Genomic DNA, 24,231 nt, shown 5'->3' with positions numbered 1-24,231 from the left:
GGCGGGGCTATCATCGGTGCGTCCGTCCTGCGGCATATAGCTCGATCAGGACAACCGGTCCGGAATTCCGGACGCTCTTTCGAGGAACCGACTCGCCATGGCCGATCGCGCGCGCTACCTGTCGATCCAGGACGTGGAGCACAAGGCCGGCCCGTTCTATTTCAACTGGGACGAATTCGGCGCCGACACCCTGGCCGCGCCGCACAGCCACAGCTGGGGCCATCTCAACTACACCGCGCACGGCACCATGCAGATGGAGGCCGAGGGCCTGCGCTTCCTCTCGCCGCCGCAGTACGCGGTGTGGATCCCGCCGCGGGTGGTGCACAGCTGCACGCTGCGCCATGCCGTCGTTTACCGCACCGTCTACATCGTGCCCGCGCTGTGCGCCGAGCTGCCCGCGCAGCCCTGCACCGTGCGCATCAGCCCGATCGTCCGCAGCGTGCTGGCCGACTTCGCCGCGCGCGATGTGAACGAGCCCGTCACGCCGGCCGACCTGCGGCTCGCGCAGGTGGTGGTCGACCAGCTCGCGCGCGCCGAGGTGCTGCGCTGCTACCTGCCGGCCGCGGCCTCGCCCGCGCTGGTGGGCGTGCTCGAGGCGCTGCAGGCCGAGCCCGGCGACCACCGCTCGCTGGCCGAGTGGGCCGCGAGCGTGCACATGACCGAGCGCACGCTCGCGCGCCAGTGCCAGCGCGAACTCGGCATGTCCTTCGGCGACTGGCGCCAGCGGCTGCGCTTCCTGCGCGCCATCGACGCGCTGGAGGCCGGCCGCACGGTGCAGGAGATCGCCTTCGACCTCGGCTACAGCACGGCCTCGGCCTTCATCGCGATGTTCCAGCGCGAGGCGGGCACGACGCCGGAGCAGTACCGGCGGGAGTTCTGCGGCATCGCGGGATGAGGGCGTGCGCGAAGCGGCGATAATCCGCCCCGTGAAGCGTGCCAGACCGCCGCTGGTGCAAGCCCGAAAGGGGCGATGCCTTCGGGCACCGCGTCGAAAGACCGCACTGGAGGAACGTCCGGACTGCACAGGACAGCGCAGGAGCTAACGGCTCTCCACCGTGAGGTGAGGATCAGAGCAACAGAGACGAGCCGATTCAGTTCGGGTGAAACGGGCAATCTCTGCGCGCAGCAACACCAAGTAGGCCAGTATCGAGGTGGTTCCGCTGAGCTGGCGGGTAGGTGGCATCGAGCCGTCTGGCGACAGACGGCCCAGAGTAATGGCGGTCACGCCGGGCATTTCGCAAGAGATGTCCGGTGCACAGAATCCGGCTTATCGGCGCGCTTCACACTTTTATTTCTTCCCCCAACGTTCTTCGTCGGGTCATGCCGGGCGGTGCATGACCCGCCTGTCGGCATGGCCGGCACGATCTGGGGTAAACCCGTATAATCGATAGCAAGCTAACTAATTGGGAGCCTTGCCATGGCCGAACCGGTCACGCCGCCCGCCGGCCGGAAGAAGAAAAAGGAAGCGCGCGAAGCCGCGCTGATGAAGCTCGGCATGCAGTTCTCGACCCTGCAGCGCGGCTACCGCGCCGCCGCCGACAAGGCGGTCGCGCACGTGGGCCTGTCGCAGACCCTGGCCTGGCCGGTGGTGATGATCGGCCGCATGGAGCAGGGCGTGCGCCAGGGCGTGCTGGCCGAGGCGCTGGGCATCGAGGGGCCCTCGCTGGTGCGCTCGCTCGACCAGCTCGTGGAGGCCGGCTATGTCGAGCGCCGCGAGGACCCGGCCGACCGCCGCGCCAAGACCCTGCATCTCACGCCCGCGGGCGAGGCCGCCTGCGAACCCATCGAGGCCGCGCTGAGCCTGATGCGCGCCGGGCTGTTCGAGGGCGTGTCCGACGAGGACCTCGCGGCCTGCCTGCGCGTGTTCGCGGTGCTCGAGGAACGGCTGGGCCGCGGCGCACCGGCCGAGGGGCGACGCTAGATGCCCTCGTTGAGCCTGCCGCGCTTCAGCCGCGCCGAGATCGTCTTCTCCACCAAGAGCTTCGCCGCCGCGATGCTCGCGATGTACCTCGCCAGCCGCGCCGGCCTGCCGCGTCCGTTCTGGGCGCTGATGACCACCTACGTCGTGGCCCATCCGCTGGCCGGTGCGGTGCGCTCCAAGGCGGTCTACCGTTTCTGCGGCACGCTGATCGGCAGCACCGCCACCGTGCTGCTGGTGCCCGCGCTGTCGAACGCGCCCGAGCTGCTGACGCTGGTGCTCGCGCTGTGGGTCGGCCTGTGCCTGTGCATCTCGCTGTTCGACCGCACGCCGCGCTCCTATGTCTTCATGCTCGCGGGCTACACCGCCGCGCTGATCGGCTTTCCCTCGGTGCAGGCGCCCGAGGCGCTGTTCGACACCGCCGTCGCGCGCGTCGAGGAGATCGGCCTGGGCATCTTCTGCGCCACGCTGCTGCACAGCCTGGTGCTGCCGGCCGGCATGGGCCCCACGGTGCTGGGCCTGCTCGACCGCACCCTGCAGGACGCGCGCAAGTGGCTGGGCGACCTGCTGCAGCCGCCCGCGAGCGCCACGGGCACGCCCGCGCGCCGCGCCGATGCCGACCCGAAGCGCCTGGCCGACGACCGGCGCCGCCTCGCGGGCGACATCACGCAGCTGCGCATCCTGTCGACCCATGTGCCCTTCGACACCACGCACCTGCGCTGGACCGCCGGCGCGATCCGCGCGATGCAGGACCGCGTGGCCGCGCTCACGCCCGCGCTGTCGGCGGTGGAGGACCGGCTGCTCGCGCTCGAGCAGGCCGAGGGCGCCATCGCGCCCGACGTGGCCGCGCTGCTCGCGCAGACCGGGCAGTGGCTGCGCGAGGAGGGCGCCGGCACTTCGGACGATGCGCGCCTGCAGGCCCTGCGCGCGACCCTTGCCACGCTCGCCGCCACGCGACCCGGCGCCTCCATCTCCCCCTGGGGCCGCGCGCTGCGCATCGCGCTCGCGGGCCGGCTCGAGGAACTGGTCGAAGGCTGGCGCGCCTGCGCGCGGCTGCGCGCCGACATCGACGACGGCCTGAAGGGCGCGGTGCCGCCGCGCCGCGTCGCCGCGCTCGGCAACCGCGTGCTGCACCTCGACCGCGGCATGGCGCTGCTGTCGGCGCTCGCGGCCGTGCTCGCCATCTGCCTGTGCGGCGCGTTCTGGATCCTCACCGGCTGGTCGATGGGCTCGGCCGCCACCATGATGGCCGCGGTCTTCTGCTGCTTCTTCGCCACCATGGACGACCCGGTGCCCGCGATCCAGGGCTTCCTCAAGTGGACGCTGTGGTCGATCCCGATCTCCGCGCTCTACGTGCTGGTGCTGCTGCCGCTGGTGCACGACTTCGGCATGCTGGTCGCGGTCTGCGCGCCGGTGTTCCTGGCACTGGGCCTGTACATGGCCCGGCCGGCCTACTTCATGGCCGCGATGGCGCTGCTGTTCGGCGTCGCGGGCACGCTGGCGATGCACGACACCGCCACCGCCGACATCGTGAGCTTCATCAACAGCATGCTGGGCCAGGTCTTCGGCGTGGTGGCCGCGGCCTTCGTCACGCGGCTGGTGCGCTCGGTGGGCGCCGACTGGAGCGCGCGCCGCATCCAGCGCGCCACCTGGCGCGAGCTCGGCGAGATGGCCGGCGCGGCCGCGGCCACGCCCGCGAGCCTGTCGCCGTCGGCCCAGCGCCGTGGCGTGCCCGGCGACGCCTACGCGGTGCGCATGCTCGACCGCATCGGCCTGCTGGCACCGCGCATCGCGCAGGCCGGCGGCCGCATCGAGGGCGTGGCCGCCGACGACGCGCTGCGCGACCTGCGCATGGGCGCCGACATCGATGCGCTGCAGCGCGTGCGCGCGCAACTGCCGCTGGCCTCGGCGAGCGCGCTGCTCGGCGACATCGCGCGCTTCTTCCGCCAGCGCGCCGGTGGCCGCGTGGCCGCGCGGCCCGCGAGCCTGCTGGCGCGCATCGACGAGGCGCTGGCCTCGATGCTCGGCACCGCGGGTGCGTCGAGTGCCGACGCGCGCTCGGCCGTCACCGCGCTGGTGGGGCTGCGCCGCAATCTCTTTCCGGAGGCACCGCCGATGCGCGCGGCCTCCGCTGTTCCAGTTCCCGCGCAAGGAGTGTCCCGATGATCGGCGAAGCGAGTTTCTACGGCCTCTACGTGCCCTGGCTGATGCTGCTGGCCGGCGCCGCGCTGCTGGCCCTGTGGGGCGTGCGCCGGCTGCTGGCCGCCACCGGCCTTTACCGCTGGGTCTGGCACCCGGCCCTGTTCGACATGGCGCTCTACCTGCTGCTGCTCTATGCGCTGAGCCGCGCCACGACCTCCCTGCAATGACCACACCATGACCGCCAACACATCCAACGACAACAACAAGGCCGGCGCCCGCACCTGGCCCGCCAGCGCGCTGCGCATCCTCGTCACCGCGGCCGTGGTGGCCGCCGCCGTCTGGGCGGGTTTCCGCCTCTGGGACCACTACGAGCTCGCGCCCTGGACGCGCGACGGCCGCGTGCGGGCCAACGTGGTCCAGATCGCGCCCGACGTCTCGGGCCTGGTCACGGCCGTGCCGGTGCAGGACAACCAGTCGGTGGCCGCCGGCACCCTGCTGTTCGAGGTCGACCGCGCGCGCTACGACCTGGCCGTGCGCCAGGCCCAGGCCGCGCTCGCCGCGCAACGCGCCATGAGCGCGCAGGCCCAGCGCGAGAACGCGCGCAACGCGGGGCTCGAGGCGCTGGTCTCGCAGGAAGCGCGCGAACAGACCCGCGCGCGTGTCGAGCAGGCGCGCGCCGCCGTCGCGCAGGCCGAGGTCGCGCTCGATTCGGCGCGGCTGAACCTGCAGCGCGCCGAGGTGCGCGCGCCGGCCGACGGCCTGGTCACCAACCTCGACCTGCGCCAGGGCAGCTACGCGGCCGCGGGCCGGCCGGTGCTCGCGCTGGTCGATGCGCGCTCCTTCTACGTCGAGGGCTACTTCGAGGAAACCAAGCTGCCGCGCATCCACCTCGGCGACCGCGTGCACGTCATGCCGATGGGCGGCGGCGCGGTGCTCGGCGGCACCGTCGAGAGCGTGGCCGCCGGCATCGCCGACCGCGACCGCTCGACCAGCGCCAACCTGCTGCCGAGCGTGAATCCCACCTTCAACTGGGTGCGGCTCGCGCAGCGCATCCCGGTGCGCGTGAAGCTCGATCCGCTGCCTGCGGGTGCGCGGCTGGTGGCGGGCCAGACGGTGACGGTGCAGGTGCTCGAGCAGGCCGAGGCGCAGCGCGAGAAGACCGCCGCCGATGCCGAGACCAAGGCCGGCGCCAGGAAGGAAGGATGATGACCAACGCATCCCGCGCCGTGCTGCGCATCGCCGCGCTGGCCGCCGCCGCGGCGCTCGCGGCCTGCGGCAGCGTCGGCCCCGACTACCGCCAGCCCGACGAGGCCATCGCGAGCCAGCCCGCGGCCGGCCGGCCCTTCGCCGAAGCCGATCCCGCCGCCGGCCTGCAGGCCGTGCCGCTGCCGCCGCACTGGTGGCGGCTGTACCGCGACCCGCGGCTCGACCGGCTGGTGGAGCAGGCGCTCGCGCACAACACCGATCTGCGCCAGGCGGTCGCCAACCTCGAGCGCGAGCGCGCCATCGAGGCCGAGGTGGCCGGCGGCAAGCGTCCTGTCATCGGCGTGAACGGCGGACCCTCGTTCGGCCATGTCTCGGGCCTGCAATTGCTGCAGAAGGACTACGAGCCGCCGGACCGCTTCAACTACAGCAGCGGCCTGTCGCTGTCCTACCAGGTCGACCTGTTCGGCCAGATCCGCCGCGCCGCCGAGGCCGCCGAGGCCGGCACCGCGTCGGCCGCGGCCGCGCTCGACCTGGTGCGCGTGAACGTCGCGGCCGGCACCGCGCGTGCCTATGCCGAGGCCTGCTCCACCGGCCTGCGCTTGTCGATCGCGCGGAAATCGGTGCGGCTGCAGCAGGAGGCGGTCGACGTCACCGCGAAGCTGCACGAGGCCGGCCGTGCCGGCGCGCTCGACACCGGCCGTGCCCGCGCGCAGCTGCAGCAGCTCACGGCCGCGCTGCCGCCGCTCGTGGCCGAGCGCCAGAACGCGCTCTACCGCCTCGCCACGCTCACGGGCGAACTGCCGCAGGACTTCCCGCGCGAGCTCGCCGACTGTGCCGTGCCGCCGCGCGTGGCCGGCACCGTGCCGGTGGGCGACGGCGCCGCGCTGCTGCGCCGCCGGCCCGACATCCGCCAGGCCGAGCGCAGCCTGGCCCAGGCCACCGCGCGCATCGGCGTCGCCACGGCCGACCTCTATCCGAAGATCACCCTGGGCCTGTCGGCCTCGTCGGCCGGCCCGGCCGAGGACTTCGGCCGCAAGGGCACCTTCGGCTGGAGCCTCGGCCCGCTGATCTCGTGGACCGTGCCCAACACCGGCATCGCGCAGGCCCGCATCGCACAGGCCGAGGCCGGCACGCGCGCGGCGCTCGCGAAGTTCGACGGCACCGTGCTCACCGCGCTGCGCGAGACCGAGTCGGCGCTCGGCAACTACGCGCGCGAGCTCGACCGCCGCGCCGCGCTGCAGGCCGCGCGCGACGAGAGCGCCACCGTCGCCGCGCAGGCGCGCCAGCTCTACCGCAACGGCCGCACCGCCTACCTCGACGCGCTCGATGCCGAGCGTGCGCTGGCCGCGAGCGATGCCGCGCTGGCGGCCAGCGAGGCGCAGCTGTCGGACGATCAGATCGTGCTGTTCATGGCGCTCGGCGGCGGCTGGGAGACGGACGACGGCGACCGGCTCGCCGCCACCGGCAGCGAGGCACGCAAGCAGTGAGCACGAACGCCATTCCCGTGCCGCGCGCCGCGCACGCGCCGCTGTGGCTGCTCGCGCTGGTCACGTTCAGCGGCACCCTGGCCATGCACATCTTCGTGCCCGCGTTGCCGATCGCCGCGCGCAGCCTCGGTGCCGGCATCGGCGAGATGCAGATGACGGTGAGCCTCTACATCTTCGGCCTGGCCGTCGGGCAGCTGGTGTACGGCCCGCTGGCCGACCGCTTCGGCCGCCGGCCGGTGCTGCTCGCGGGCCTCTCCCTCTACACCGCCGCCGGCCTGGCCGCCGCGCTCGCGCCCGAGGTGCATGCGCTGATCACGGCGCGGCTGTTCCAGGCCATGGGCGGCTGCGCGGGCCTGGTGCTCGGGCGCAGCATCGTGCGCGACACCGCCGAGCCGCAGGAGGCCACGCGCCGCCTCGCGCTGATGAACCTGATGGTGACCGTGGGCCCGAGCATCGCGCCGCTGGTCGGCGGCGCGCTCGCCACCGCCCTGGGCTGGCGCTCGATCTTCTACGGCCTGTTCGCGCTCGGCATCGTCGGCCTGCTGTTCACCTGGCGCCTGCTGCCCGAGACCGGCCGGCCCGGCGCCGCCGTCAGCGCGCCCGCGCTCGCGCGCAACTACGCGCGCCTGCTGCGCTCGCCGGCCTTCCTCGGCTTCTCCGTCGGCGGCGGCTGCGCCACCACCTCGATGTATGCCTTCGTCGCCTCGGCGCCGTTCATCTTCGTCGACCAGCTGCACCGGCCCGCGCACGAGGCCGGCATCTACCTCGCCATCCTGGTCTCGGGCGTGTGGCTCGGCAGCTTCCTCACCAGCCACCTGATCGCGCGCGTGCGCGTCGACCGGCTGATGATCCGCTCCAACGCGCTCAGCGTGCTCGCGGCCTTCGTGCTGCTGGGCGCCGCGCTCACCGACCGGCTGTCGGTGCCGCTGATCGTGGCCAGCATGTTCCTGTTCACCGTCGGCGTCGGCATGGCTTCGCCGGCCGCGCTCACGCAGGCCATCGGCGTCAACCCGCAGATCATCGGCTCGGCCTCGGGCCTCTACGGCTTCACGCAGATGGCCGTGGGCGCGCTGTGCACCGCGCTCGCGGGCATGGGGCACCGCAATCCCGCGCTGGCCTCGGCGCTGGTGCTCGCGGGGGCGGGGATCGTGGCGCAGCTGTCGTTCGCGGTGGCGCTGCGGTCGCAGCGCAAGGTGGTGCCCGTTTCAGCTCATTCGGGCTGAGCCATTCCCACCCGTTCGGGCTGAGCCTGTCGAAGCCTCGCGCAAGGCTTCGACAAGCTCAGCCTGAACGGTGACGGGCTCACTTCGCGAACAACCACCCGCCCTTCGGCTGCCGCACCAGCTCGTGCCGCTTCACCGAACGCTCCTCCCCGTCGTCGCCCACGTAGACCACGTCGAAGCGCAGCAGCTTCGGCGACACCATCTTCCAGTTCTGGATCCGCTTGACGGTCACGCAGGCCGTCTTGTCGTGGTACTGCATCTGCGCCATCGGCCCGCCCTGGAAGCCCTGGGCGTCGAACAGCCGGCCCGGCGCCGCGAAGGGGTTGAGCACCGCGCCGTTGCGCGCGGTGATGCAACCCTCGGTGCGCAGGAAGGACTCGATGGTCGGCGAGGCGCTGCGCACCACGCGGCCCACGGCCGGGGTCGGCGGCTTGGCGGCGATCTGCTCGCGAATGCGCTCGACCTGGTCCTCGGTGATCGGCGCCAGGCCGTCCCTCGACACGATGGGCGGCGGCGCGGGAGCCGGCGGCGGCGGGGGCGCGGGCATCAGCGGCTCGAACACCGAGCAGCCGCCGAGCGAGGCGAGGGCGAGGGCCGCCACCGTGGCGGGCAGGCGGCGCGGGAAGGGCGCGGCCTCGGTGGCGGGAATCGATCCGGACTTCATGGCTTGGGGTCTCCTGTCGGCGGCGCGAAGCCGCTGGCTGAAAAAGCAGGCCGCGAACATGCGGTGCGAGGGTGGAAGCGCGCCGGCTTCCCGTTCTTCTTTCTTCTTCTTCGGGGGCGTCAAAAGCGTTCCTGCGGCGCGAGGTAGCGCCACTGGCCGGGCGCGAGGCCGGCCAGCGGCACGCGTCCGATGCGGATGCGGCGCATCGCGAGGATGCGCAGCTCCATGCGGTCGCACAGGTGCGCGACCTGGCCCGGCTGCGCGCCCTTGAGCGCGAAGCGCAGCCCGGTCTGCTCGGGCGTCTGGCGGCCGATGCTCACACGCGCGGGCGTGCGCTCGAAGCGCGCGAGCTGCTCGGGCGACACGGCACCGGCCACGTCGACCATGATCTCGTGCTCGATGACGGCGGCGTCCTCGTGCAGCTTGCGCTCGATGCGGAATTCCTGCGTGAAGGCCACCAGGCCGCTGGCGCCGGTCTCCAGCGGCGTCATGCAGTGCTGGCCGCGCGCATGCGCGGGCAGGAAGCGCGGCATTCCGTGCGCGGGCGCGAGGTTGGCGGCCACCAGCAGCGTGTGCGCCTGCTCGATGCGCAGGCCGGCCGGCTTGTGCAGCAGCAGCGTCACCGGCAGCACCGGCTCGGGCCGCGCGCCCGCCTCGATCTCCACCTGCTGGTGCGGCTGCACGCGCGATTGCGGCAGCAGTGCCGGCTGGCCGTCGACGCGCACCGCGCCGTTCTCGATCAGCAGCTCGGCCTCGCGCCGCGAGCAGCCCGCGAGCGCGGCCACGCGCTTGGCGAGGCGGATGCCCTCGGCGTCGTGCCTGTCTTGCGCACTCATGAGCCGACGGCCGCCTGCTGCCGGATGCGCGCCACGTGCGCCGCCAGCGAGCGCGCGGCCACCGGCCACAGCCGCTCGGGCACGTCGTCGTAGGCCAGCGGCAGCCATTGCTCGGGCGTGCCCTCGGGCAGCTTCTGCATGGCGGCCGCGATCTTGGCCTCGCGCTTGAGGCGGTGCGCCTTCAGGTAGGCGATGGCCGTGCGCGCGAAGCCGATCACGTGGCCGTGCGCGGGCAGGATGAATTCGACGCCGCCGGCCTCGCAGTTCGCGTCGAGCTTGTCGAGCGAATCGAGGTAGGCCGTCATGTCGCCGTCGGGCGGATCGACCACCGTGGTGCTGCCGTTGAGGATGTGGTCGCCCGAGAACAGCAGACCGTCCTCCTCGAGCACCAGGCACAGGTGATTGGCCGCGTGGCCCGGCGTGTGGATCACGCGCAGCGTGTGCGTGAGCGGCTGGCCCTCGGCATCGGTGCCCGCGAGCACCAGCCGCTCGCCGTCGGCCAGCTCGCGCTCGGCCGAGAAGCGCGCGCTCGAGCGCGCCGTGGGCGCCGACGACAGCCCCAGGATCGGCGGCTTCGCGGCGCCGGCCAGCGCCTGCAGCGGCGCCGCGCCCGGCGAATGGTCGGCATGCGAATGCGTGCAGACGATCATGCGGATGTCGCCCCTGGCGGCCTGCCACAGCCGCTCGATGTGGGCGGGGTCGTTCGGGCCCGGATCGATCACGATGTGGCCGGTGGCCGCGTCGCCCACGATGTAGCTGTTGGTGCCCGGGCCGGTCATCGCGCCCGGGTTGGGCGCGGTCAGGCGCTGCACGTTCTTCAGCAGCGCCACCGGTGCATCGCTCTTCCAGTCGAGCGAGTGCAGCATCTGGCCGTCGGGGCAGACCAGCGCGAGCTCGCCGAAGGGCGGGTCGTTCTCCATGTAGCGCTCGTCGCGGCCGTTGACGAAGCCGCCGCGCGGGCAACTGGTCCACAGCGGCTGCTCGCTCGCGCAGGCCGCCAGCACCGCATCGACGCTCGCGTACGAGGCCATGCGCTGCAGCGTGCGCACGGTCGGGAAGATCATGAAGAAGCTGCCGGCCGCGTGGCGCGCGAGTGCATCGGCCGGGCGCACCCAGCTCGGCTCGAACTGCTCGCTCTCGTCGGCCGAGGGCTCCTGCCCCTCGGGCATGCGCGCCACCAGGAAGGGCACGTCGAAGCGCTTGGGCAGGTCGCGGTCGGTGATCCAGTGCGCGAAGGTGAACACGCGGTCGGCCTCGAGCACCAGCCCGCGCGCCGCGCACTGCTCGGCGAAGGGCACGGCCGCGTGGCCGTCGCGGTCCATCGCGGCGATGTCCTCGGCGCCGGCCGGGCGGCCGTCGGCATGGTGCGCGAGCAGCACGCCGAGCTCCTCGAAGCATTCGCGGATCGCGGCCACCGCCTGCGTGGCCTGCAGCGGGCTCTGCGTGGGGCGGCGCGCGGCCGTGCGCGCGGCGACCTCGTCGGCCGCGTCGATGTGGCCGCCGGGAAAGACGTAGGCGCCGGGCGCGAAGCTGGCCTTGGCCGAGCGGCGCGTCATCAGCACCTCGATGCCGGACGCGGTATCGCGCAGAAGCAGCACGGTGGCCGCGGCGCGCACCGCCACCGGTTCGCGCTGGGGATGGATGAGTTGTGTGGGACGAACCATGGGGCGATTATGGAGAGGCGGCGCGCCGGAGGTGTGTCGCGCATAAGCACATGCCGAAGCGGGTATGAGCATCGCGCCAGAATCCGGGCCTGCACCGCCCGAACCGAGGACCACCGCCATGCCCCCTTTCCACTTCCCGAGCCGGCACCTGCGCGCGCTGCTGACGGCCGCTGCATTGTGCGCGTCGATCGCGCCCGTGGCGCATGCACAGGCCGATTGGCCGCAACAGCCCGTAACGCTGATCATGGGTTTTCCCGCCGGCTCCGGCGTCGATGTGGTGGCCCGCACCATCCAGGACCCGCTGACGCGCCAGCTCGGCAAGCCCGTGATCATCGACTACCGCTCCGGCGCGGCCGGCAACATCGCGAGCGAGTACGTGGCCCACGCGAAGCCCGACGGCTACACGCTCTCGTTCGGCACCGCCGCCACCCACGGCAGCAATGCCGCGCTCTACAAGAAGCTGCCCTTCGACGTCGAGGCCGACTTCGTGCCGGTGGCGCCGGTGCTCGACGTGTCGAACGTGCTCACGATCAATCCCGACGTGATCAACGTGAAGACGCTCAAGGAGTTCGTCGCGCTCGTCAAGGCCAACCCCGGCAAGTACAACTACGCCTCCACCGGCAACGGCGCCGGCACCCACATGGCCTTCGCCGAGTTCAATGCGCGGCTCGGGCTCGACATGGTCCACGTGCCCTACAAGGGCGGCCCCGAGGCCATCACCTCGGTGGTGCGCGGCGAGACCTGCTGCATCATGAACCAGGTCCAGACCATCCTGCCGCACTACAAGGCCGGCAAGGTGCGGCTGCTCGGCGTGACCACCGCCACGCCGGTGGCCGCGGTGAAGGAAGTGCCCACCATCGCATCGAGCGGCCTGCCGGGCACCCAGGGCTTCGACAGCTCGATCTGGTTCGGCATCTTCGCGCCCAAGGGCACCGACGCGCGCATCGTCGAGAAGCTCAACGCCGCCGTGAAGACGGTGCTCGAGCAGCCCGAGATCCGCGAGAAGTTCGAGAGCCAGGGCAACACCATCCGCATCGAGACGCCCGCGCAGTTCAGGAAGACGGTGCACGACAACCGCGTGAAGTGGGCGGAGGTCGCGAAGACGGCGAACATCAGCATCGATTGATGCCGAGGGCCGCCGGCGTCTTCGTCAGAGCGTCTTGGCCAGCGTGAGGATGAAGCGCGGCTTGTTCGGCGAGTAGACCTGCTGCACGGTGTAGAAGCCGAAGTCGTACAGCGGGCCGGCCGCGGCGTTGAAGGCGTTCTTCTGGTTCGCGCCCTGCACCGAGCCGGCGAGCGTGAGACCGCCGCCGAAGTCGTAGCTGGCGCCCACGTTGTAGTCGACATAGCTCTTGTAGGGCGTGTTCCTGCGGATGTCGCTCGACAGGGCCGTGTAGCCCACCGCGGCCTTGAGCGTCACCTTGGGCAGGATCTCCTTGCTGTACGACAGGTTCAGGTAGCCGGTGTTGGTGCCCTCGAGGCCCGAGCCCAGCTTGTTGCCGGCGAAGCCGAAGTAGTCCTTCGACACCGTGTGCGAGTACTTGGCCGTGAACGAGCCGAAGGTTTCGTTCGAATAGGTGGCCGCGCCGTACAGCTCGGTGGTGTTGCCGGCGGTGTTGCCCGGGTAGATGTAGGTCAGCGCACCGACGTCCATGTCCAGCGGGCCGGCCTTGAACTTGTAGCCGCCGTACAGGTCGACCTCGACGCTGTTGCCCTGGAGCCAGTTGACGCTGGAGTTCCAGTTGCCGACGTAGAAGCCGATGTCGCCGAAGGCGTAGTCGAAGCCGCCCTGGATGGCGGGCTTGGCGCCGCGGGTCTTGGCGTAGTCGTTCCGGCCGAGCATGTCCTGGTCCTGGCCGCGGAACTTGTAGTTCGTGGTCAGCGCGATGTTGGCCGTGACCGGCGAGGCGGCCGGTGCCGGTGCATCGCCGGCCGCTTGCGCGAAGGCCGCGCCAGGCAGCGCGAAGGCGGCGGCAATCAGGGTGGGGAGGGCGAGTGCCGAGGAGGCGGCGCGGATCGATCGTTGCATCGAGAGAGCTCGGGGATGAAGGAAGAGCGACAGCGTAGGAGGGGGCGTATCAAAGCCGTGTAAAGACTTCGGGCCGCGGCGCAAAAATCGCGCATGCGGCGGGCGGGCAGAATCGCTGGCCCGCAGACGTTCCATTCCTCTTCGATCCGAACACCATGTCCCTGCCCGACACCGGCGAGCATGACCGCCGACTGGATGAATCGCTGCTGCGCTCGCTCCACGTGCTGCTGAGCGAGGCCAGCGTGTCGCAGGCCGCGGCCAAGCTCGGCGTGGCGCAGTCCGCGCTGAGCCGCCACCTCAAGGTGCTGCGCCAGCTCACCGGCGACGAGTTGCTGGTGCGCGTGGGCAACCGCATGGTGCTGACCGAGCGCGCGCAGGCGCTGGCCGCGCCCACGCGGCGCATCCTGGCCGACATGTCGCTGCTGACCGCCGAGGCCGGCCCCGTCGAGCCGCGCGAGCTGCGCCAGAGCTTCCGCATCGCGACCTACGACTTCCTGCCGCGCCAGTTCTTCGCCGACGTCGCCGAGCGCGTGGCGCGCCAGGCGCCCGAGTGCGACGTGGTGATCCGCGGCCTGGGCTCGCGCTTCGAGCACTACCGCCAGCTCGCCGACGGCGAGGTCGACATGGTCATCACCATCTGGCCCGAGCTGCCCGGCCACCTGCGCGCCGCCAGCCTGCTGACCGAGCCCATGGTCTGCCTGGTGCGCGAGGGCCATCCGCTGGCCAGGGCGCCGATGACGCTCGACGACTACCGGCGCGCGCGCCACCTGTCCTCGCTCGAGCACGTGCCGGGGCAGGGCACCATCATCGATGCGCAGCTGGCCGAGCTCGGCGTGTCGGTCCACACGGCGATGCACACCCAGTTCCTCGGCATGGCGCCGGCCATCCTCGCGCGCACCGACCTCGTGTTCACCACCGGCCGCCTGCTGGCCGAGGACTTCGCGCGCCAGTACCCGCTCGCGATCGTGCCCTTTCCCGCGAAGATCAAGCCGCACCGCTACCGCCTCGTGTGGCACGAGCGCACGCACAAGAACCAGGCCATGCGCTGGCTGCGCGGCGAGCTGACGGCGGCCGCGCGCGAGCTGGCGCACCGGCCCAGGTCATGACGGCGCTGTCATAACCTGCTGCACAGCGCTGTGCTGGGCGCGGGCGGTGGGCGTGGCTATCGTCGCCGTCCATGTCCACCCCTTCCTCTCCCGCGCCGGTCCGTCCGGACCTGCTCGCCCGGCTGCCCAAGACCGACCTGCATTTCCACATGGCCGGCACCCTGCGCCCGGCCACGCTGGTCGCGCTCGCGCGCCAGTACGAATTGCCGCTGCCGCGCCCGGTCGACACGCTCTACAGCTACCGCGACTTCTACGACTTCATCGACGTGCTGCGCATCGCGGCGCAGGCGGTGCGCAGCAGCGCCGATTTCGAGCGCGTGGCCTACGAGGCCGTGGAGGACGCCGCGCGCAGCAGCAACGCGCGCCATGTCGAGCTGTCCTTCAACCCGCAGTACTTCATGCCCACGGGCGTGCCGTACCGCGTGCAGGTCGAGGGGCTGGTGGCCGGCCTGCGCGCCGCGCGGCAGGACTTCGGCTGCTCGGGCCTGCTGATCGCCTCCTTCGACCGCGGCCTGCCGCGCGACAGCGCCGAGCGCGCGATGGACGACATCCTCGGCCTGCGCTCCGACCTGGTCGTCGGCGTGGGCCTCGACGGCCCCGAGCGCGCGGGCCCGCCCGCCAGCTTCGCGGCCCTGTTCGAGCGCGCGGGCCGCGCCGGCCTCCAGCGCACCGCCCATGTCTGCGAGGACAACCAGACGCTCGAGGAGGCGCCGCCTTCCAACGTCGACGACTGCATCCACCTGCTGGGCTGCGACCGGCTCGACCATGGCTACAACCTGCTCGCCAGCGACGACGGCCTGCGGCGCGCGCGCGACCGCGGCGTGCATTTCTGCGTCTGCGGCATCACTAGCGTGGTGCGCAACCAGCGGCGGCGGCTCGACAGCGTGAAGCGCATGGTCGACGCGGGCCTGCCGGTCAGCCTCAACACCGACGACCCCGCGATGTTCCACACCGACCTCAGCCACACCTACGCCACCGTGCTCGAGGGCGGCGGCTGGGGCTGGGAGCAGGCGCGCGCCTTCAGCCTCGCGGGCGTCGACGCCTGCTGGCTCGACGACGACGCGAAGCGCAACCTGCGCGCCGACTTCGAACGCGAGATCGCCGCGCTCGAGCGCGAGCAGGCTGCTCCCCTGGAAACGAACCGCGACTGAAGGATCCCACGATGCACCTCGACACCGCACGCCGCCGCGCACTGCTCGCGGCCCTGGCCTTCGCTGCCTGCACCACCGCTGCCATCGCCGAGCCCGCCTGGCCCGCGCGCCCGATCACCCTGATCGTGCCCTACGGTGCCGGCGGCAACGTCGACGTCATGGCGCGCTGGATCGCGCCCGAGCTCGCCACGCGGCTCGGGCAGCCGGTGGTGATCGAGAACGTGTCGGGCGCCGGCGGCGTCATCGGCACCGAGAAGGCCGTGCGCGCCAGGCCCGATGGCTACACCCTGCTGCTGTCGGTCGAGAGCACCGTCGTCATCGCCAAGATGGTGACGCCTTCCACCGTGCGCTACGACGGCCTCGCCGACCTCGTGCCCGTCACGCTGCTCGGCGCCCAGCCGCTGGCGCTGGTGGGCAAGCCCGCGCTGCAGCCGAAGACCAGCGAGGCGCTGTATGCCGACCTCAAGGCCGCGCCCGGCAAGTACAGCTATGCGAGCTCGGGCGTCGGCACCTCGCTGCACCTGGGCGGCGAGCTGCTCAAGCAGCGCGGCGGCGTCGACATGGTCCATGTGCCGTACCGCACCGGCGTGCAGATCGTGAGCGACCTCAGCGGCAACCAGCTCGACCTCGCCGTGCTGCCGCTGTCGATGGTCATCCAGCAGGCACGCGCGGGCAAGCTGCGCGTGTACGGCGTGATGGCGGAGAGCGCCTCGGCCGCCATGCCCGAAGCCTTGCCGTTGGCCAGCGTGCCCGCATGGCGCGGCGCCGACGTGTCGGTCTGGCAGGGCATCTTCGCGCCCAAGGGAACGCCGCCGCAGATCGTCGCGCAGCTGCATGCCGCGCTGGCGCAGGTGCTCGCGAACCCGGGCGTGCGCAGGAATTTCGAGGAGGGCGGCGTCACGCCGCTGGGCGCGGGGCCGAAGGAGTTCGCGGCCTTCCTGAAGGGCGAGGATGCGAAGTTCGGCGCGATCGTCGCGAAGGGGAACATCAAGGCCGAGTAGCGGCGTCGGGAGCGGAGCGCCCCGCCGATCCGCCGAGCGCCGCCAGCCACGCATCCATGTCCCGGTTGCGCGCCTCCAGCGCCTCGGCCATGAAGTCGACGAAGGCCTGGATGCGCGCGCTCAGGTGCTTGCGGTGGTGGTAGGCCGCGAGCACGGGCACCTCCTCGAAGGCCTCGCTCAGGAAGAGCGGAACCAGGCGGCCGCTGTCGATGTCGGCGCGCACGTGGAAGTCGCCGAGGCGCGCGATGCCGGCGCCGCCGCGCGCCATCTCCAGCAGCACGCCGCCGTCACTGGCCGAGACATTGCCGATCGCGAGCTGTTCCCGCGGCATCTCGGGCCCGCCGACCTGCCAGTGGTTCCAGGCCTCGCGGCCCACGAAGTTGAGGCAGTTGTGCCGCAGCAGGTCCTCGGGCCGCCGCGGCGTGCCGTAGCGCGCGAGGTAGGCGGGCGAGGCACAGACGATCCAGCGCACGGTCGACAGCTGCCGCGCCACCATCGAGGAATCGGGCAGATGGCCCGAGTGGATCAGCACGTCGAGGCCCTGCTGCATCAGGCTGGGTGTGTCGAGGCCCACGAAGAGCTCGACCCGCACCTGCGGATGGCGGGCCAGGAAGTCCGGCAGCAGCCGCGCAAGGTCGTGCCGCGCGAACACGGGCGGCGCATGCACGCGCAGCATTCCCCGCACGTCGTCGTGTTCCTGCATGACGGCGCTCTGCGCGCTCTCGGCCGCTTCGAGCAATGCCAGCGCCTTGCCGTAGAAGATGCGGCCCGCGGGCGTCAGGGTCACGGCGCGCGGCGTGCGGTCGAACAGCCGCACCTTCAGGCGCCCCTCGAGGCGGTCCACCAGCTTGCTGACGGTCGAGGGCGACAGGTGCCAGTCCTTGGCCGCCATCGAGAAGTTGCCGCGCTCCGCCACCCGCACGAACAGCGCCACGTCGCTGAGCCGGTCGATCTGGTTCGGTCGTTTCTCCATTGCACCATCGTAGGCCCGGCGCCGGGCACGGTGAATATTCTTCACAGCTGAAGTGCCCGACTTTCGCTTGGCGCGCCGAGGGCGGCCCGGTCAGTATCGAGACCGACGACCGCGGGAATGCAGCGGCCCGAACAACGAAACGGAGACGACAGATGAAGATCCTGCACCGGTGGCTGGCCGCGGCCGCCTGGGCCGCGATGTCGGCCGGCGCCGCGCTCGCGGCGCCTTTTCCCGCCAAGCCGTTGACCATCGTGGTGCCGACGCCGCCCGGCGGCACCACCGACCTGGTGGCGCGCCTGCTGGCCGAGAAGCTCGGCGCCTCGTTCGGCCAGCCCGTGGTGGTCGAGAACCGTCCGGGCGGTGCCACCACCATCGGTGCGCAGGCCGTGCTGAACCAGCCGGCCGATGGCTACACGGTGCTGATGGGCACCTTCTCGACCATCACCAACCCCTACCTCAACAAGTCGATCCGCGTGGCCTATACCGACTTCGATCCGGTCACGCTGGTGGTGAACACGCCGAACGTGCTGGTGGTGGGCGCGGCGTCGCCGTTCAGGTCGCTCAAGGACCTCGTGGCCGCCGAGAAGGCCAGGCCCGGCGGCGTGAGCTTCGCCTCGACCAGCAATGGCGGCTCGCCCCATCTGTCGGGTGCCCTGTTCAACAGCCTCGCGAAGGTGCAGCTGATGCACGTGCCCTACCCGGGCTCGGCCCCGGCGATCACCGACCTGCTCGGCGGCCACGTCGACACCATGTTCGACAACCTGCCGGCCTCGCTGCCCCAGATCCATGCGGGCAAGGTGCGCGCGCTGGCCGTCACCACCAGCCAGCGCGTGCCGGCGCTGCCCGAGGTGCCGACCTTCGCGGAGGCGGGGTTCCCGGGCTACGAGGTCAATGCATGGTTCGGACTGCTCGCGCGCAAGGGCACGCCGCCCGCGGCCATCGAGGCCTGGAACCAGGGCGTGAGGGCCGCGCTCGACATGCAGGACGTGCGGCAGAAGCTGAGCGGCTGGGGCGCGATCCCGGTGGGCAACACGCCCGCGCAGTTCGCCGCCTACCTGAAGGCCGAGGACCAGAAGTGGGCGCGCGTCATCAGGGATGCGGGCATCCGGATCGATTGAGGGAGAAGACGCGATGAGGAACAAGACCAGCGTGCGCATCGGCTGCGGCTCGGGATGGTGGCGCGACCGGATCGAGCCGGCGGTCGTCAGCGCCAAGCTCGGGCAACTCGACTTCCTGTGCTTCGAGACCATGGCCGAGGCGACCGTGTCCTTCGCCCAGGCCCGCAAGCGCGCCGACCCGGGCTTCGCGGGCTACGAGACCCTGCTCGAGGAGCGCATGCGCCGCGTGCTTCCGCATTGCCTGGCGCAGGGCACGCGGATCATCACCAACGGCGGCTGGATCCATCCCGTGGCCGCGGCCGAGGCCACCGCGCGCATCTGCGCCGAGCTCGGCCAACGCAACGTGCGGATCACCGCCGTGGTGGGCGACGACCTGACGCAGCGCATCTTCGAACTCGCCGACACGGTGATGGAGAGCGGCGTCGCGCTCGAGACGCTGCGCCCCGGCCTGATCTCGGCCGAGGCCTATGCGGGCGCCGACGGCATCGTCCAGGCGCTCGACGAGGGCGCGCAGATCGTGATCACCGGGCGGGTCGCCGATCCCTCGCTGTTCCTCGCGCCGATGATCCATGCCTTCGGCTGGTCGCCGCACGACGTCGACCTGATCGCCCAGGGCTCGGCCATCGGGCACCTGCTGGAATGCGGCGCGCAGGTGACCGGCGGTTACTTCAGCGATCCCGGCTTCAAGGACGTGCCCGATCCCTGGAACCTCGGCCTGCCGATCGCCGAGGTGTCGGCCAACGGCGATGCCGTGATCACCAAGGTGCAGGGCACCGGCGGGCGCGTCGATGCGCGCACGGTGAAAGAGCAGATGTTCTACGAGGTGCACGACCCGTCGCTGTACCTGACGCCCGACGTGGTGGTGAATTTCCTGACCGCGCGCGTCGAGGAGATCGGCGAGGACCGCGTGCGCTTCAGCGGCGCCACCGGCCGCGCGCGGCCGCGCACGCTCAAGGTGTCGATGGGCTGCAAGGAGGGCTTCATCGGCGAGGACTGGTTCTTCTACGCGGGGCCGGGCGCGATGGCGCGCGCCGAGCTGGCCAAGCGCATGCTCGAGGAGCGCTTCCGCATGGTCGGGCTGGAGGCACAGGAACTGCGCATCGACTACCTGGGCGTCAACGCCGTGCATCGCGAGGCATCGCCGCCCATGGACCAAGAGCCCTACGAGGTGGCGGTGCGCGTCTGCGCGCGCACCCGCACGCGCGAGATGGCCGAGAAGATCGGCGGCGAGGTCGACGGCATGGCTGTGTCGGGCATCGCCGCGACCGGCAAGCGCCTGCCGTTCAACGACCGCACGCGCGAGGTCATCGGCGTGTGGTCCACCCTGGTGGATCGCGACGCGATCGACTTCAGGCTCGAAACCATCGAAAGCTGAGACCATGCAGATCCCGCTTCGCTACCTCGCGCACAGCCGTTCCGGCGACAAGGGCAACATCTTCAACGTGGGCGTGTTCGCCTACGAGCCCGCGTTCCATCCGTACCTGGTCGAGCAGTTGACGGCCGAGAAGGTCAAGGCCTTCTACAAGGTGGCCGAGCGCGTGGACCGCCACGTGGCCGACAACATCCACGGCATGAACTTCGTGCTGCACGGCGCCCTGGCCGGCGGCGTCTCGCGCACGCTCGCGCTGGACAACTACGGCAAGGCCATGTCGAGCGTGATCCTGCGCATCGACATCGAGGTGCCGCCGGACATCGAGCGGTTGGTGCGGCGGCGGTTTCCGGCCTTGCCTGCCGCGACGGGCGCGTCGCCCTAGCGCTGCGACGGCGGAATCGCCTGCACCGAGGCGATGAAATCCGCGAGCGTGTCGCGCTCCCACTTCAGATGCTTGCGCTGCACCGACGCCGGCTGCTTGCCCAGGAACACCCCGGGCCGCCTTTCGGTCGCCGGCCGGATCGGCCGCGGCGCGAAGCCGCCGCCGCAGTTGGGGCAGACGTCGTGCAGCACGTGCTGCGCGCAGTCGGCGCAGTAGGTGCATTCGTAGCTGCAGATGCGCGCGTCGGTCGCGTTCGGCGGCAGGTCCTTGTCGCAGTATTCGCAGTTGGGCCTGAGTTCGAGCATGGGTCATCTCCGGAGAAAGGGCAGGGGGATGGCGCCGCGCGCGGGCAGCGTCATCGCGATCACGCCGGCCATGATGCACGCAAGTCCGGCCCAGGCGGTGGGCGCGAGCCGTTCGCCGAGGAACAGCACGCCGACGGCCACGCCGATCGGCACGCGCAGGTAGGCCTGGGCGGAGGTCGACATCGGGCCCAGGGTGCGGATCAGCCGGAAGTAGATCGTGAAGGCCAGCGCGGTCGAGACCACGGCGAGCGCGAGCACGGCGGCCAGCGACGCGGCCGAGGGCGCGAGGGTCCAGGGGCGGTCGATCAGCAGGCTCGCGGGCAGCAGCAGCGCGGCGCCGCTCACGAGCGAGCCCGCGGCCGGCAGCATCGGGTCCAGGCCCTTGAACACGCGGCCGAACATCGCGGCGCAGCCGTAGCAGACCGCGGCCGCGACCAGCGCGAGCTGGGACCACAGCGACCGGCCGAGGCCGCCGAGCGCCTCCACACCGACGATCAGGCAGATGCCGATCAGCCCGGCCGCCACGCCGAACAGCCGCCGCAGCGTGGGCCGCTTGGCGCCGGCCAGGCCCAGGCTCAGCAGGAAGATGAAGATCGGCGAGGTCGAGTTGAGGATGGTCGCGAGGCCGGCGTCGACGCTGCGTTCGGCCCAGGCGATCAAGGTGAAGGGCAGCACGCTGTTGAGGCCGGCCTGCAGCGCGAAGCGGCGCCAGCTGGCCGTGTCGCGCGGCAGTCGCAGGCCGCGCAGCCGCAGCACGGCCAGCAGCAGCAGGCCCGCGACCAGCGTGCGCGCGGCGATCAGCGTGACCGGCGGAAGGGTCGCGACGCCGATCTTGATGAAGGTATAGGAAGCGCCCCAGCAGGTGGCGAGCAGCACGAGCAGCGCCCATTCGAGGGCGGGGGCCTGGGGTTTGGCTGACGTGGCGAGGGTGGTGGCGGTCGGCATGGCGCGCCGATCATCGCGAAGGCCGCGTGCGGACACTTCGGCCGCGGCCGAAACGTGCCTGCCTCAGTGGCCGTGCCCGTGGTGCGGGTCTTCCGCGCCGCCGTTGAGCAGCGTCGCGAGGTCGGTCTCCTGCTCGGCCGCTGCGCCCGCGATCACGCGCCGCTCGAGCTCGTCGAGGTGCTCGAGCGCCACGGCCAGCGCCTTGTCGAGCGACTTGCCGGCGGTCAGCGCATCGATGATCTGCTCGTGTTCGCGCGGCGCGCAGCTCGCGGCCTCGGCCGAGTCGTAGAGCGCCTTGTAGAGCTCGGTGTTCGCGATCAGCCGCCCGATGTAGGACAGCAGTTCCTCGCTGCCCGCCATCTGCGCCAGCAGCAGGTGGAAGTCGCCGGCCAGGCGCACGGCGTCTTCGCGCCGGCCTTCCTTGAAGGCCTTCTGCTCGGCCTGCACGTGCTTGCGCAGGGTGGCCACCTGCTCGCGCGCGAGCTGGCCGAACAGCGCGGTCACGAGCCCGGCCTCGACGATGCGGCGCGCGCGGTAGGTGCCGCGCATGTCCTCGATCGAGGGGTTGGGCACGAAGGCGCCGCGGTTGTGCTCGAGCACCAGCCGCTTCTCGGAACCCAGCCGCGCCAACACCTTGCGCACCGCGCCGCGCGTGCAGCCCAGCGCCTCGGCCAGCGCGCGCTCGCGCAGCGGCGTGCCGGGCCGCAGCTTGCCGCTGAGCAGCGCCTTGGAGACGGCGGCATAGACGCGTTCGTCCACGTTGGCGCCGTCGGCGTCGGTGGGCTCGGGGGAGGGTGCGGGCGCGGAAGTCTTGCGGGTGGCGGGCATAGGCAGGCGGATTTTGCCTGCGTCGCGCCACCCCGGGGAAAGCCCCCGGATTGACGCGGCCCCGTCCGCTTCGTACCATTCGCGGAAATTTGGTTAACCAAAATAAAATGATATGGTTGACCAAAATTCCAGGTATCCACAACCACACACGACAACGGAGACACACATGAAATCCGCCAAATGGCTGGCCGCGCTGCCGGTCGCCGCCTTCTTCAGCGGGGGCTGGCTGTCCTCCGTCGCGCCCACCTTCGTGCTCGGCATGCCCTTCCTGATGGTGTGGAACGTGCTCTGGCTGGTGCTGACCTCGCTGATCATGGTGGTCATCGACCGCGCCGAAGGCGACCTCGACGCACCCGCAACGCAGGGAGACGCGCGATGAACGCCGCGCTCGGCGTGATCGCGCTGTTCGTGGTCGGCGCGCTGGCCCTCGCGGTGCTGGCGCGGCGCGGCCGCACCATGAGCCTCGAGCAATGGGCGCTCGGCGGGCGCGGGCTCGGCGCGATCATGGTGTTCCTGCTGATGGCGGGCGAATCGTTCTCCACCTTCACCTTCCTGGGCGCCAGCGGCTGGTCGTACAGCAAGGGCTCGCCGGCCTTCTACATCCTGGCCTATGGCGGGCTGGCCTACCTCATGGCCTTCTGGATGCTGCCGGCCGTGTGGCGCTACGCCAGCGCGCACAAGCTGGTGTCGTTCTCCGACTTCTTCGCCCACAAGTACGACAGCCGCCCGCTCGGCGTGCTGGTGTCGGTGGTCGCGCTCGGCGGCATGGTCGCGCTGCTGACCATCCAGCTGCGCGGGCTCGGCATCATCGTCTCGGAGGCTTCCTACGGCTCGATCGCACCGCCGGTGGCGATCTGGATCGGCACGCTGGTGATGGTCAGCTACATCCTGTTCTCGGGCATCCACGGCTCGGCCAGCATCGCCATCGTGAAGGACGTGCTCATCCTCGCGCTCGCCGTGTTCCTCGGCCTCTACCTGCCGTGGCACTACTACGGCGGCGTGGCGCCGATGTTCACGGCCATCCACGCGGCCAACCCGGGCTTCTTCGAATTCCCGAAGGAGGGCCTCAACCTCAGCTGGTACAACTCGACCATCCTGCTGACGGCGCTGGGCTACTACCTCTACCCGTTCAACCTCACCTCGGTGTATGCCGCGCGCAGCGCGAGCGCGGTGCGCCGCAACACCATCCTGATGCCGCTGTACCAGGTGGTGATCGCCTTCCTGTTCCTGGTCGGCTTCGCGGCCATCCTGCAGGTGCCGGGGCTCAAGGGCTCCGACGTCGACCTGGCCCTGTTCGGCCTCGTCAAGCACAGCTTCGACCCCTGGTTCGTCGGCGTGATCGGCGGCACCGGCGTGCTCACGGCGCTGGTGCCGGGCTCGATGATCCTGCTCACGGCCTCCACCGTGATCGGCAAGAACGTCTACAAGGAAGGCTTCGCGCCGCACGCCACCGACCGCCAGGTGTCGCGCGTGGCGCGCGGCGTGCTGCCGCTGTTCGCGCTGGTGGCGGTGTACTTCGTGCTGCGCGGCGGCACCACCATCGTGGCGGTGGCGATCTTCGCCTCCAGCCTGCTCACGCAGTTGCTGCCCTCGCTGCTGTTCAGCCTCATGAAGAAGCCCTTCGGCAACAAGCACGCGGCCTTCGCGGGCATCGTCGCGGGCGGCGCGGTGCTCGGCTTCCTGATGACCACCGGCGCGAACCTCGCTACGCTGTTTCCCACGGCGCCGCTGGCCTTCAAGTCGCTCAACACCGGGCTGGTGGCGCTCGCGACCAACGCGCTGGTGTTCGTGATCGTGGCGCTGGTCACGCCGGGCCCGGCGCCGCGCGCGGCCGCGGCGCAACCCGCCTGATGCTTCATACGACAAGGAACAAAGGAATCC

Annotated in this window: 24 protein-coding genes and 1 other RNA gene; 17 read left to right on the top strand and 8 right to left on the bottom strand. The window is 71.4% G+C overall.

Annotated elements, in window-relative coordinates:
• Nucleotides 1–97 precede the first annotated feature (97 nt).
• From KV106_RS17785 to KV106_RS17750, 8 genes are all read left to right on the top strand, one after another.
• Nucleotides 98–895: an AraC family transcriptional regulator gene (locus KV106_RS17785; protein WP_261211411.1), complete on the top strand. Its 798-nt coding sequence runs from the start codon at nt 98–100 to the stop codon at nt 893–895.
• Nucleotides 896–928: 33 nt separating this feature from the next.
• An RNA gene (gene rnpB, locus KV106_RS17780) (RNase P RNA component class A) lies at nt 929–1,286 on the top strand.
• Nucleotides 1,287–1,417: 131 nt separating this feature from the next.
• Nucleotides 1,418–1,921 (top strand): MarR family winged helix-turn-helix transcriptional regulator, encoded by a 504-nt coding sequence (locus tag KV106_RS17775; protein WP_371269545.1) that lies wholly within the window; start codon nt 1,418–1,420, stop codon nt 1,919–1,921.
• Entirely contained in the window at nt 1,922–4,084 is a 2,163-nt protein-coding gene (locus tag KV106_RS17770) for an FUSC family protein (protein ID WP_261211410.1), read from the top strand.
• Nucleotides 4,081–4,287, top strand: coding sequence for a DUF1656 domain-containing protein (locus KV106_RS17765; RefSeq protein WP_057593930.1), 207 nt, complete (start codon nt 4,081–4,083; stop codon nt 4,285–4,287). The genes KV106_RS17770 and KV106_RS17765 overlap by 4 nt, the downstream gene beginning before the upstream one ends.
• A 7-nt stretch (nt 4,288–4,294) precedes the next feature.
• The gene (locus tag KV106_RS17760) at nt 4,295–5,266 is read left to right on the top strand and encodes an efflux RND transporter periplasmic adaptor subunit (RefSeq protein ID WP_261211409.1); all 972 of its coding nucleotides are present in this window, start codon (nt 4,295–4,297) and stop codon (nt 5,264–5,266) included.
• Nucleotides 5,266–6,753: an efflux transporter outer membrane subunit gene (locus KV106_RS17755; RefSeq protein ID WP_261211408.1), complete on the top strand. Its 1,488-nt coding sequence runs from the start codon at nt 5,266–5,268 to the stop codon at nt 6,751–6,753. Before KV106_RS17760 ends, KV106_RS17755 begins: the two co-directional genes overlap by 1 nt.
• Nucleotides 6,750–7,976, top strand: coding sequence for a multidrug effflux MFS transporter (locus KV106_RS17750; protein WP_261211407.1), 1,227 nt, complete (start codon nt 6,750–6,752; stop codon nt 7,974–7,976). The genes KV106_RS17755 and KV106_RS17750 overlap by 4 nt, the downstream gene beginning before the upstream one ends.
• Nucleotides 7,977–8,055: 79 nt before the next feature.
• Here KV106_RS17750 and KV106_RS17745 read toward each other — a convergent pair whose 3' ends face one another.
• From KV106_RS17745 to KV106_RS17735, 3 genes are all read right to left on the bottom strand, one after another.
• A complete protein-coding gene (locus KV106_RS17745; RefSeq protein WP_057593928.1) occupies nt 8,056–8,640 on the bottom strand; it encodes a hypothetical protein in 585 nt (194 codons plus the stop codon).
• Nucleotides 8,641–8,759: 119 nt separating this feature from the next.
• Nucleotides 8,760–9,476, bottom strand: a complete 717-nt coding sequence (locus KV106_RS17740; protein WP_261211405.1) for an RNA pseudouridine synthase — start codon at nt 9,474–9,476, stop codon at nt 8,760–8,762.
• Nucleotides 9,473–11,140, bottom strand: a complete 1,668-nt coding sequence (locus KV106_RS17735) for an MBL fold metallo-hydrolase (RefSeq protein ID WP_261211404.1) — start codon at nt 11,138–11,140, stop codon at nt 9,473–9,475. The genes KV106_RS17740 and KV106_RS17735 overlap by 4 nt, the downstream gene beginning before the upstream one ends.
• Before the next feature lie 118 nt (nt 11,141–11,258).
• Here KV106_RS17735 and KV106_RS17730 point away from each other — a divergent pair, with 118 nt between their 5' ends.
• Nucleotides 11,259–12,266 carry a Bug family tripartite tricarboxylate transporter substrate binding protein gene (locus KV106_RS17730; RefSeq protein ID WP_261211402.1) on the top strand — a complete coding sequence of 336 codons (1,008 nt, stop codon included), beginning with the start codon at nt 11,259–11,261 and terminating at the stop codon, nt 12,264–12,266.
• 24 nt (nt 12,267–12,290) lie between these two features.
• On the opposite strand, the gene KV106_RS17725 is transcribed toward KV106_RS17730, so the two are convergent.
• Nucleotides 12,291–13,169, bottom strand: coding sequence for a TorF family putative porin (locus tag KV106_RS17725; protein ID WP_261211401.1), 879 nt, complete (start codon nt 13,167–13,169; stop codon nt 12,291–12,293).
• 155 nt (nt 13,170–13,324) lie between these two features.
• Here KV106_RS17725 and KV106_RS17720 point away from each other — a divergent pair, with 155 nt between their 5' ends.
• The 3 genes from KV106_RS17720 (at nt 13,325) to KV106_RS17710 (ending at nt 16,427) form a co-directional block, all read left to right on the top strand.
• A complete protein-coding gene (locus KV106_RS17720) occupies nt 13,325–14,275 on the top strand; it encodes a LysR family transcriptional regulator (protein WP_261211399.1) in 951 nt (316 codons plus the stop codon).
• A 71-nt stretch (nt 14,276–14,346) separates the two neighbouring features.
• A complete protein-coding gene (gene add / locus KV106_RS17715; protein WP_261211397.1) occupies nt 14,347–15,426 on the top strand; it encodes an adenosine deaminase in 1,080 nt (359 codons plus the stop codon).
• Between the two features lie 11 nt (nt 15,427–15,437).
• The gene (locus KV106_RS17710; protein ID WP_261211396.1) at nt 15,438–16,427 is read left to right on the top strand and encodes a Bug family tripartite tricarboxylate transporter substrate binding protein; all 990 of its coding nucleotides are present in this window, start codon (nt 15,438–15,440) and stop codon (nt 16,425–16,427) included.
• On the opposite strand, the gene KV106_RS17705 is transcribed toward KV106_RS17710, so the two are convergent.
• A complete protein-coding gene (locus KV106_RS17705; protein WP_261211394.1) occupies nt 16,414–17,400 on the bottom strand; it encodes a LysR family transcriptional regulator in 987 nt (328 codons plus the stop codon). The genes KV106_RS17710 and KV106_RS17705 overlap by 14 nt on opposite strands.
• Nucleotides 17,401–17,552: 152 nt before the next feature.
• Here KV106_RS17705 and KV106_RS17700 point away from each other — a divergent pair, with 152 nt between their 5' ends.
• The 3 genes from KV106_RS17700 to KV106_RS17690 are packed head-to-tail and all read left to right on the top strand — an operon-like array spanning nt 17,553 to nt 20,272.
• On the top strand, nt 17,553–18,518 hold the full coding sequence (locus KV106_RS17700) for a Bug family tripartite tricarboxylate transporter substrate binding protein (RefSeq protein WP_261211392.1): 966 nt from the start codon (nt 17,553–17,555) through the stop codon (nt 18,516–18,518).
• Nucleotides 18,519–18,531: 13 nt separating this feature from the next.
• The gene (locus tag KV106_RS17695; protein ID WP_261211391.1) at nt 18,532–19,893 is read left to right on the top strand and encodes an acyclic terpene utilization AtuA family protein; all 1,362 of its coding nucleotides are present in this window, start codon (nt 18,532–18,534) and stop codon (nt 19,891–19,893) included.
• 4 nt (nt 19,894–19,897) lie between these two features.
• Nucleotides 19,898–20,272 (top strand): AtuA-related protein, encoded by a 375-nt coding sequence (locus KV106_RS17690; RefSeq protein WP_261211389.1) that lies wholly within the window; start codon nt 19,898–19,900, stop codon nt 20,270–20,272.
• Here the strand turns inward: KV106_RS17690 and KV106_RS17685 are convergent.
• From KV106_RS17685 to KV106_RS17675, 3 genes are all read right to left on the bottom strand, one after another.
• Nucleotides 20,269–20,577: a DUF1272 domain-containing protein gene (locus KV106_RS17685; RefSeq protein WP_261211387.1), complete on the bottom strand. Its 309-nt coding sequence runs from the start codon at nt 20,575–20,577 to the stop codon at nt 20,269–20,271. The two genes, KV106_RS17690 and KV106_RS17685, sit on opposite strands and share 4 nt — an antisense overlap.
• A gap of 3 nt (nt 20,578–20,580) precedes the next feature.
• Nucleotides 20,581–21,522 carry a DMT family transporter gene (locus KV106_RS17680; protein WP_261211386.1) on the bottom strand — a complete coding sequence of 314 codons (942 nt, stop codon included), beginning with the start codon at nt 21,520–21,522 and terminating at the stop codon, nt 20,581–20,583.
• Nucleotides 21,523–21,585: 63 nt separating this feature from the next.
• Nucleotides 21,586–22,350 (bottom strand): GntR family transcriptional regulator, encoded by a 765-nt coding sequence (locus tag KV106_RS17675; RefSeq protein WP_261211385.1) that lies wholly within the window; start codon nt 22,348–22,350, stop codon nt 21,586–21,588.
• A 166-nt stretch (nt 22,351–22,516) separates the two neighbouring features.
• Here KV106_RS17675 and KV106_RS17670 point away from each other — a divergent pair, with 166 nt between their 5' ends.
• Complete coding sequence (locus KV106_RS17670; protein WP_057593917.1) at nt 22,517–22,729, top strand: DUF3311 domain-containing protein; 213 nt, start codon at nt 22,517–22,519, stop codon at nt 22,727–22,729.
• A complete protein-coding gene (locus tag KV106_RS17665) occupies nt 22,726–24,201 on the top strand; it encodes a sodium:solute symporter family protein (RefSeq protein WP_261211384.1) in 1,476 nt (491 codons plus the stop codon). Before KV106_RS17670 ends, KV106_RS17665 begins: the two co-directional genes overlap by 4 nt.
• Nucleotides 24,202–24,231 lie beyond the last annotated feature (30 nt).

It is taken from the genome of Variovorax endophyticus, assembly GCF_025376855.1.
In the GTDB taxonomy this organism is placed as follows: Bacteria; Pseudomonadota; Gammaproteobacteria; order Burkholderiales; family Burkholderiaceae_C; genus Variovorax.
Note: the sequence above shows the minus strand (reverse complement) of the source record. Positions and strands in the feature narration are given on the sequence as shown.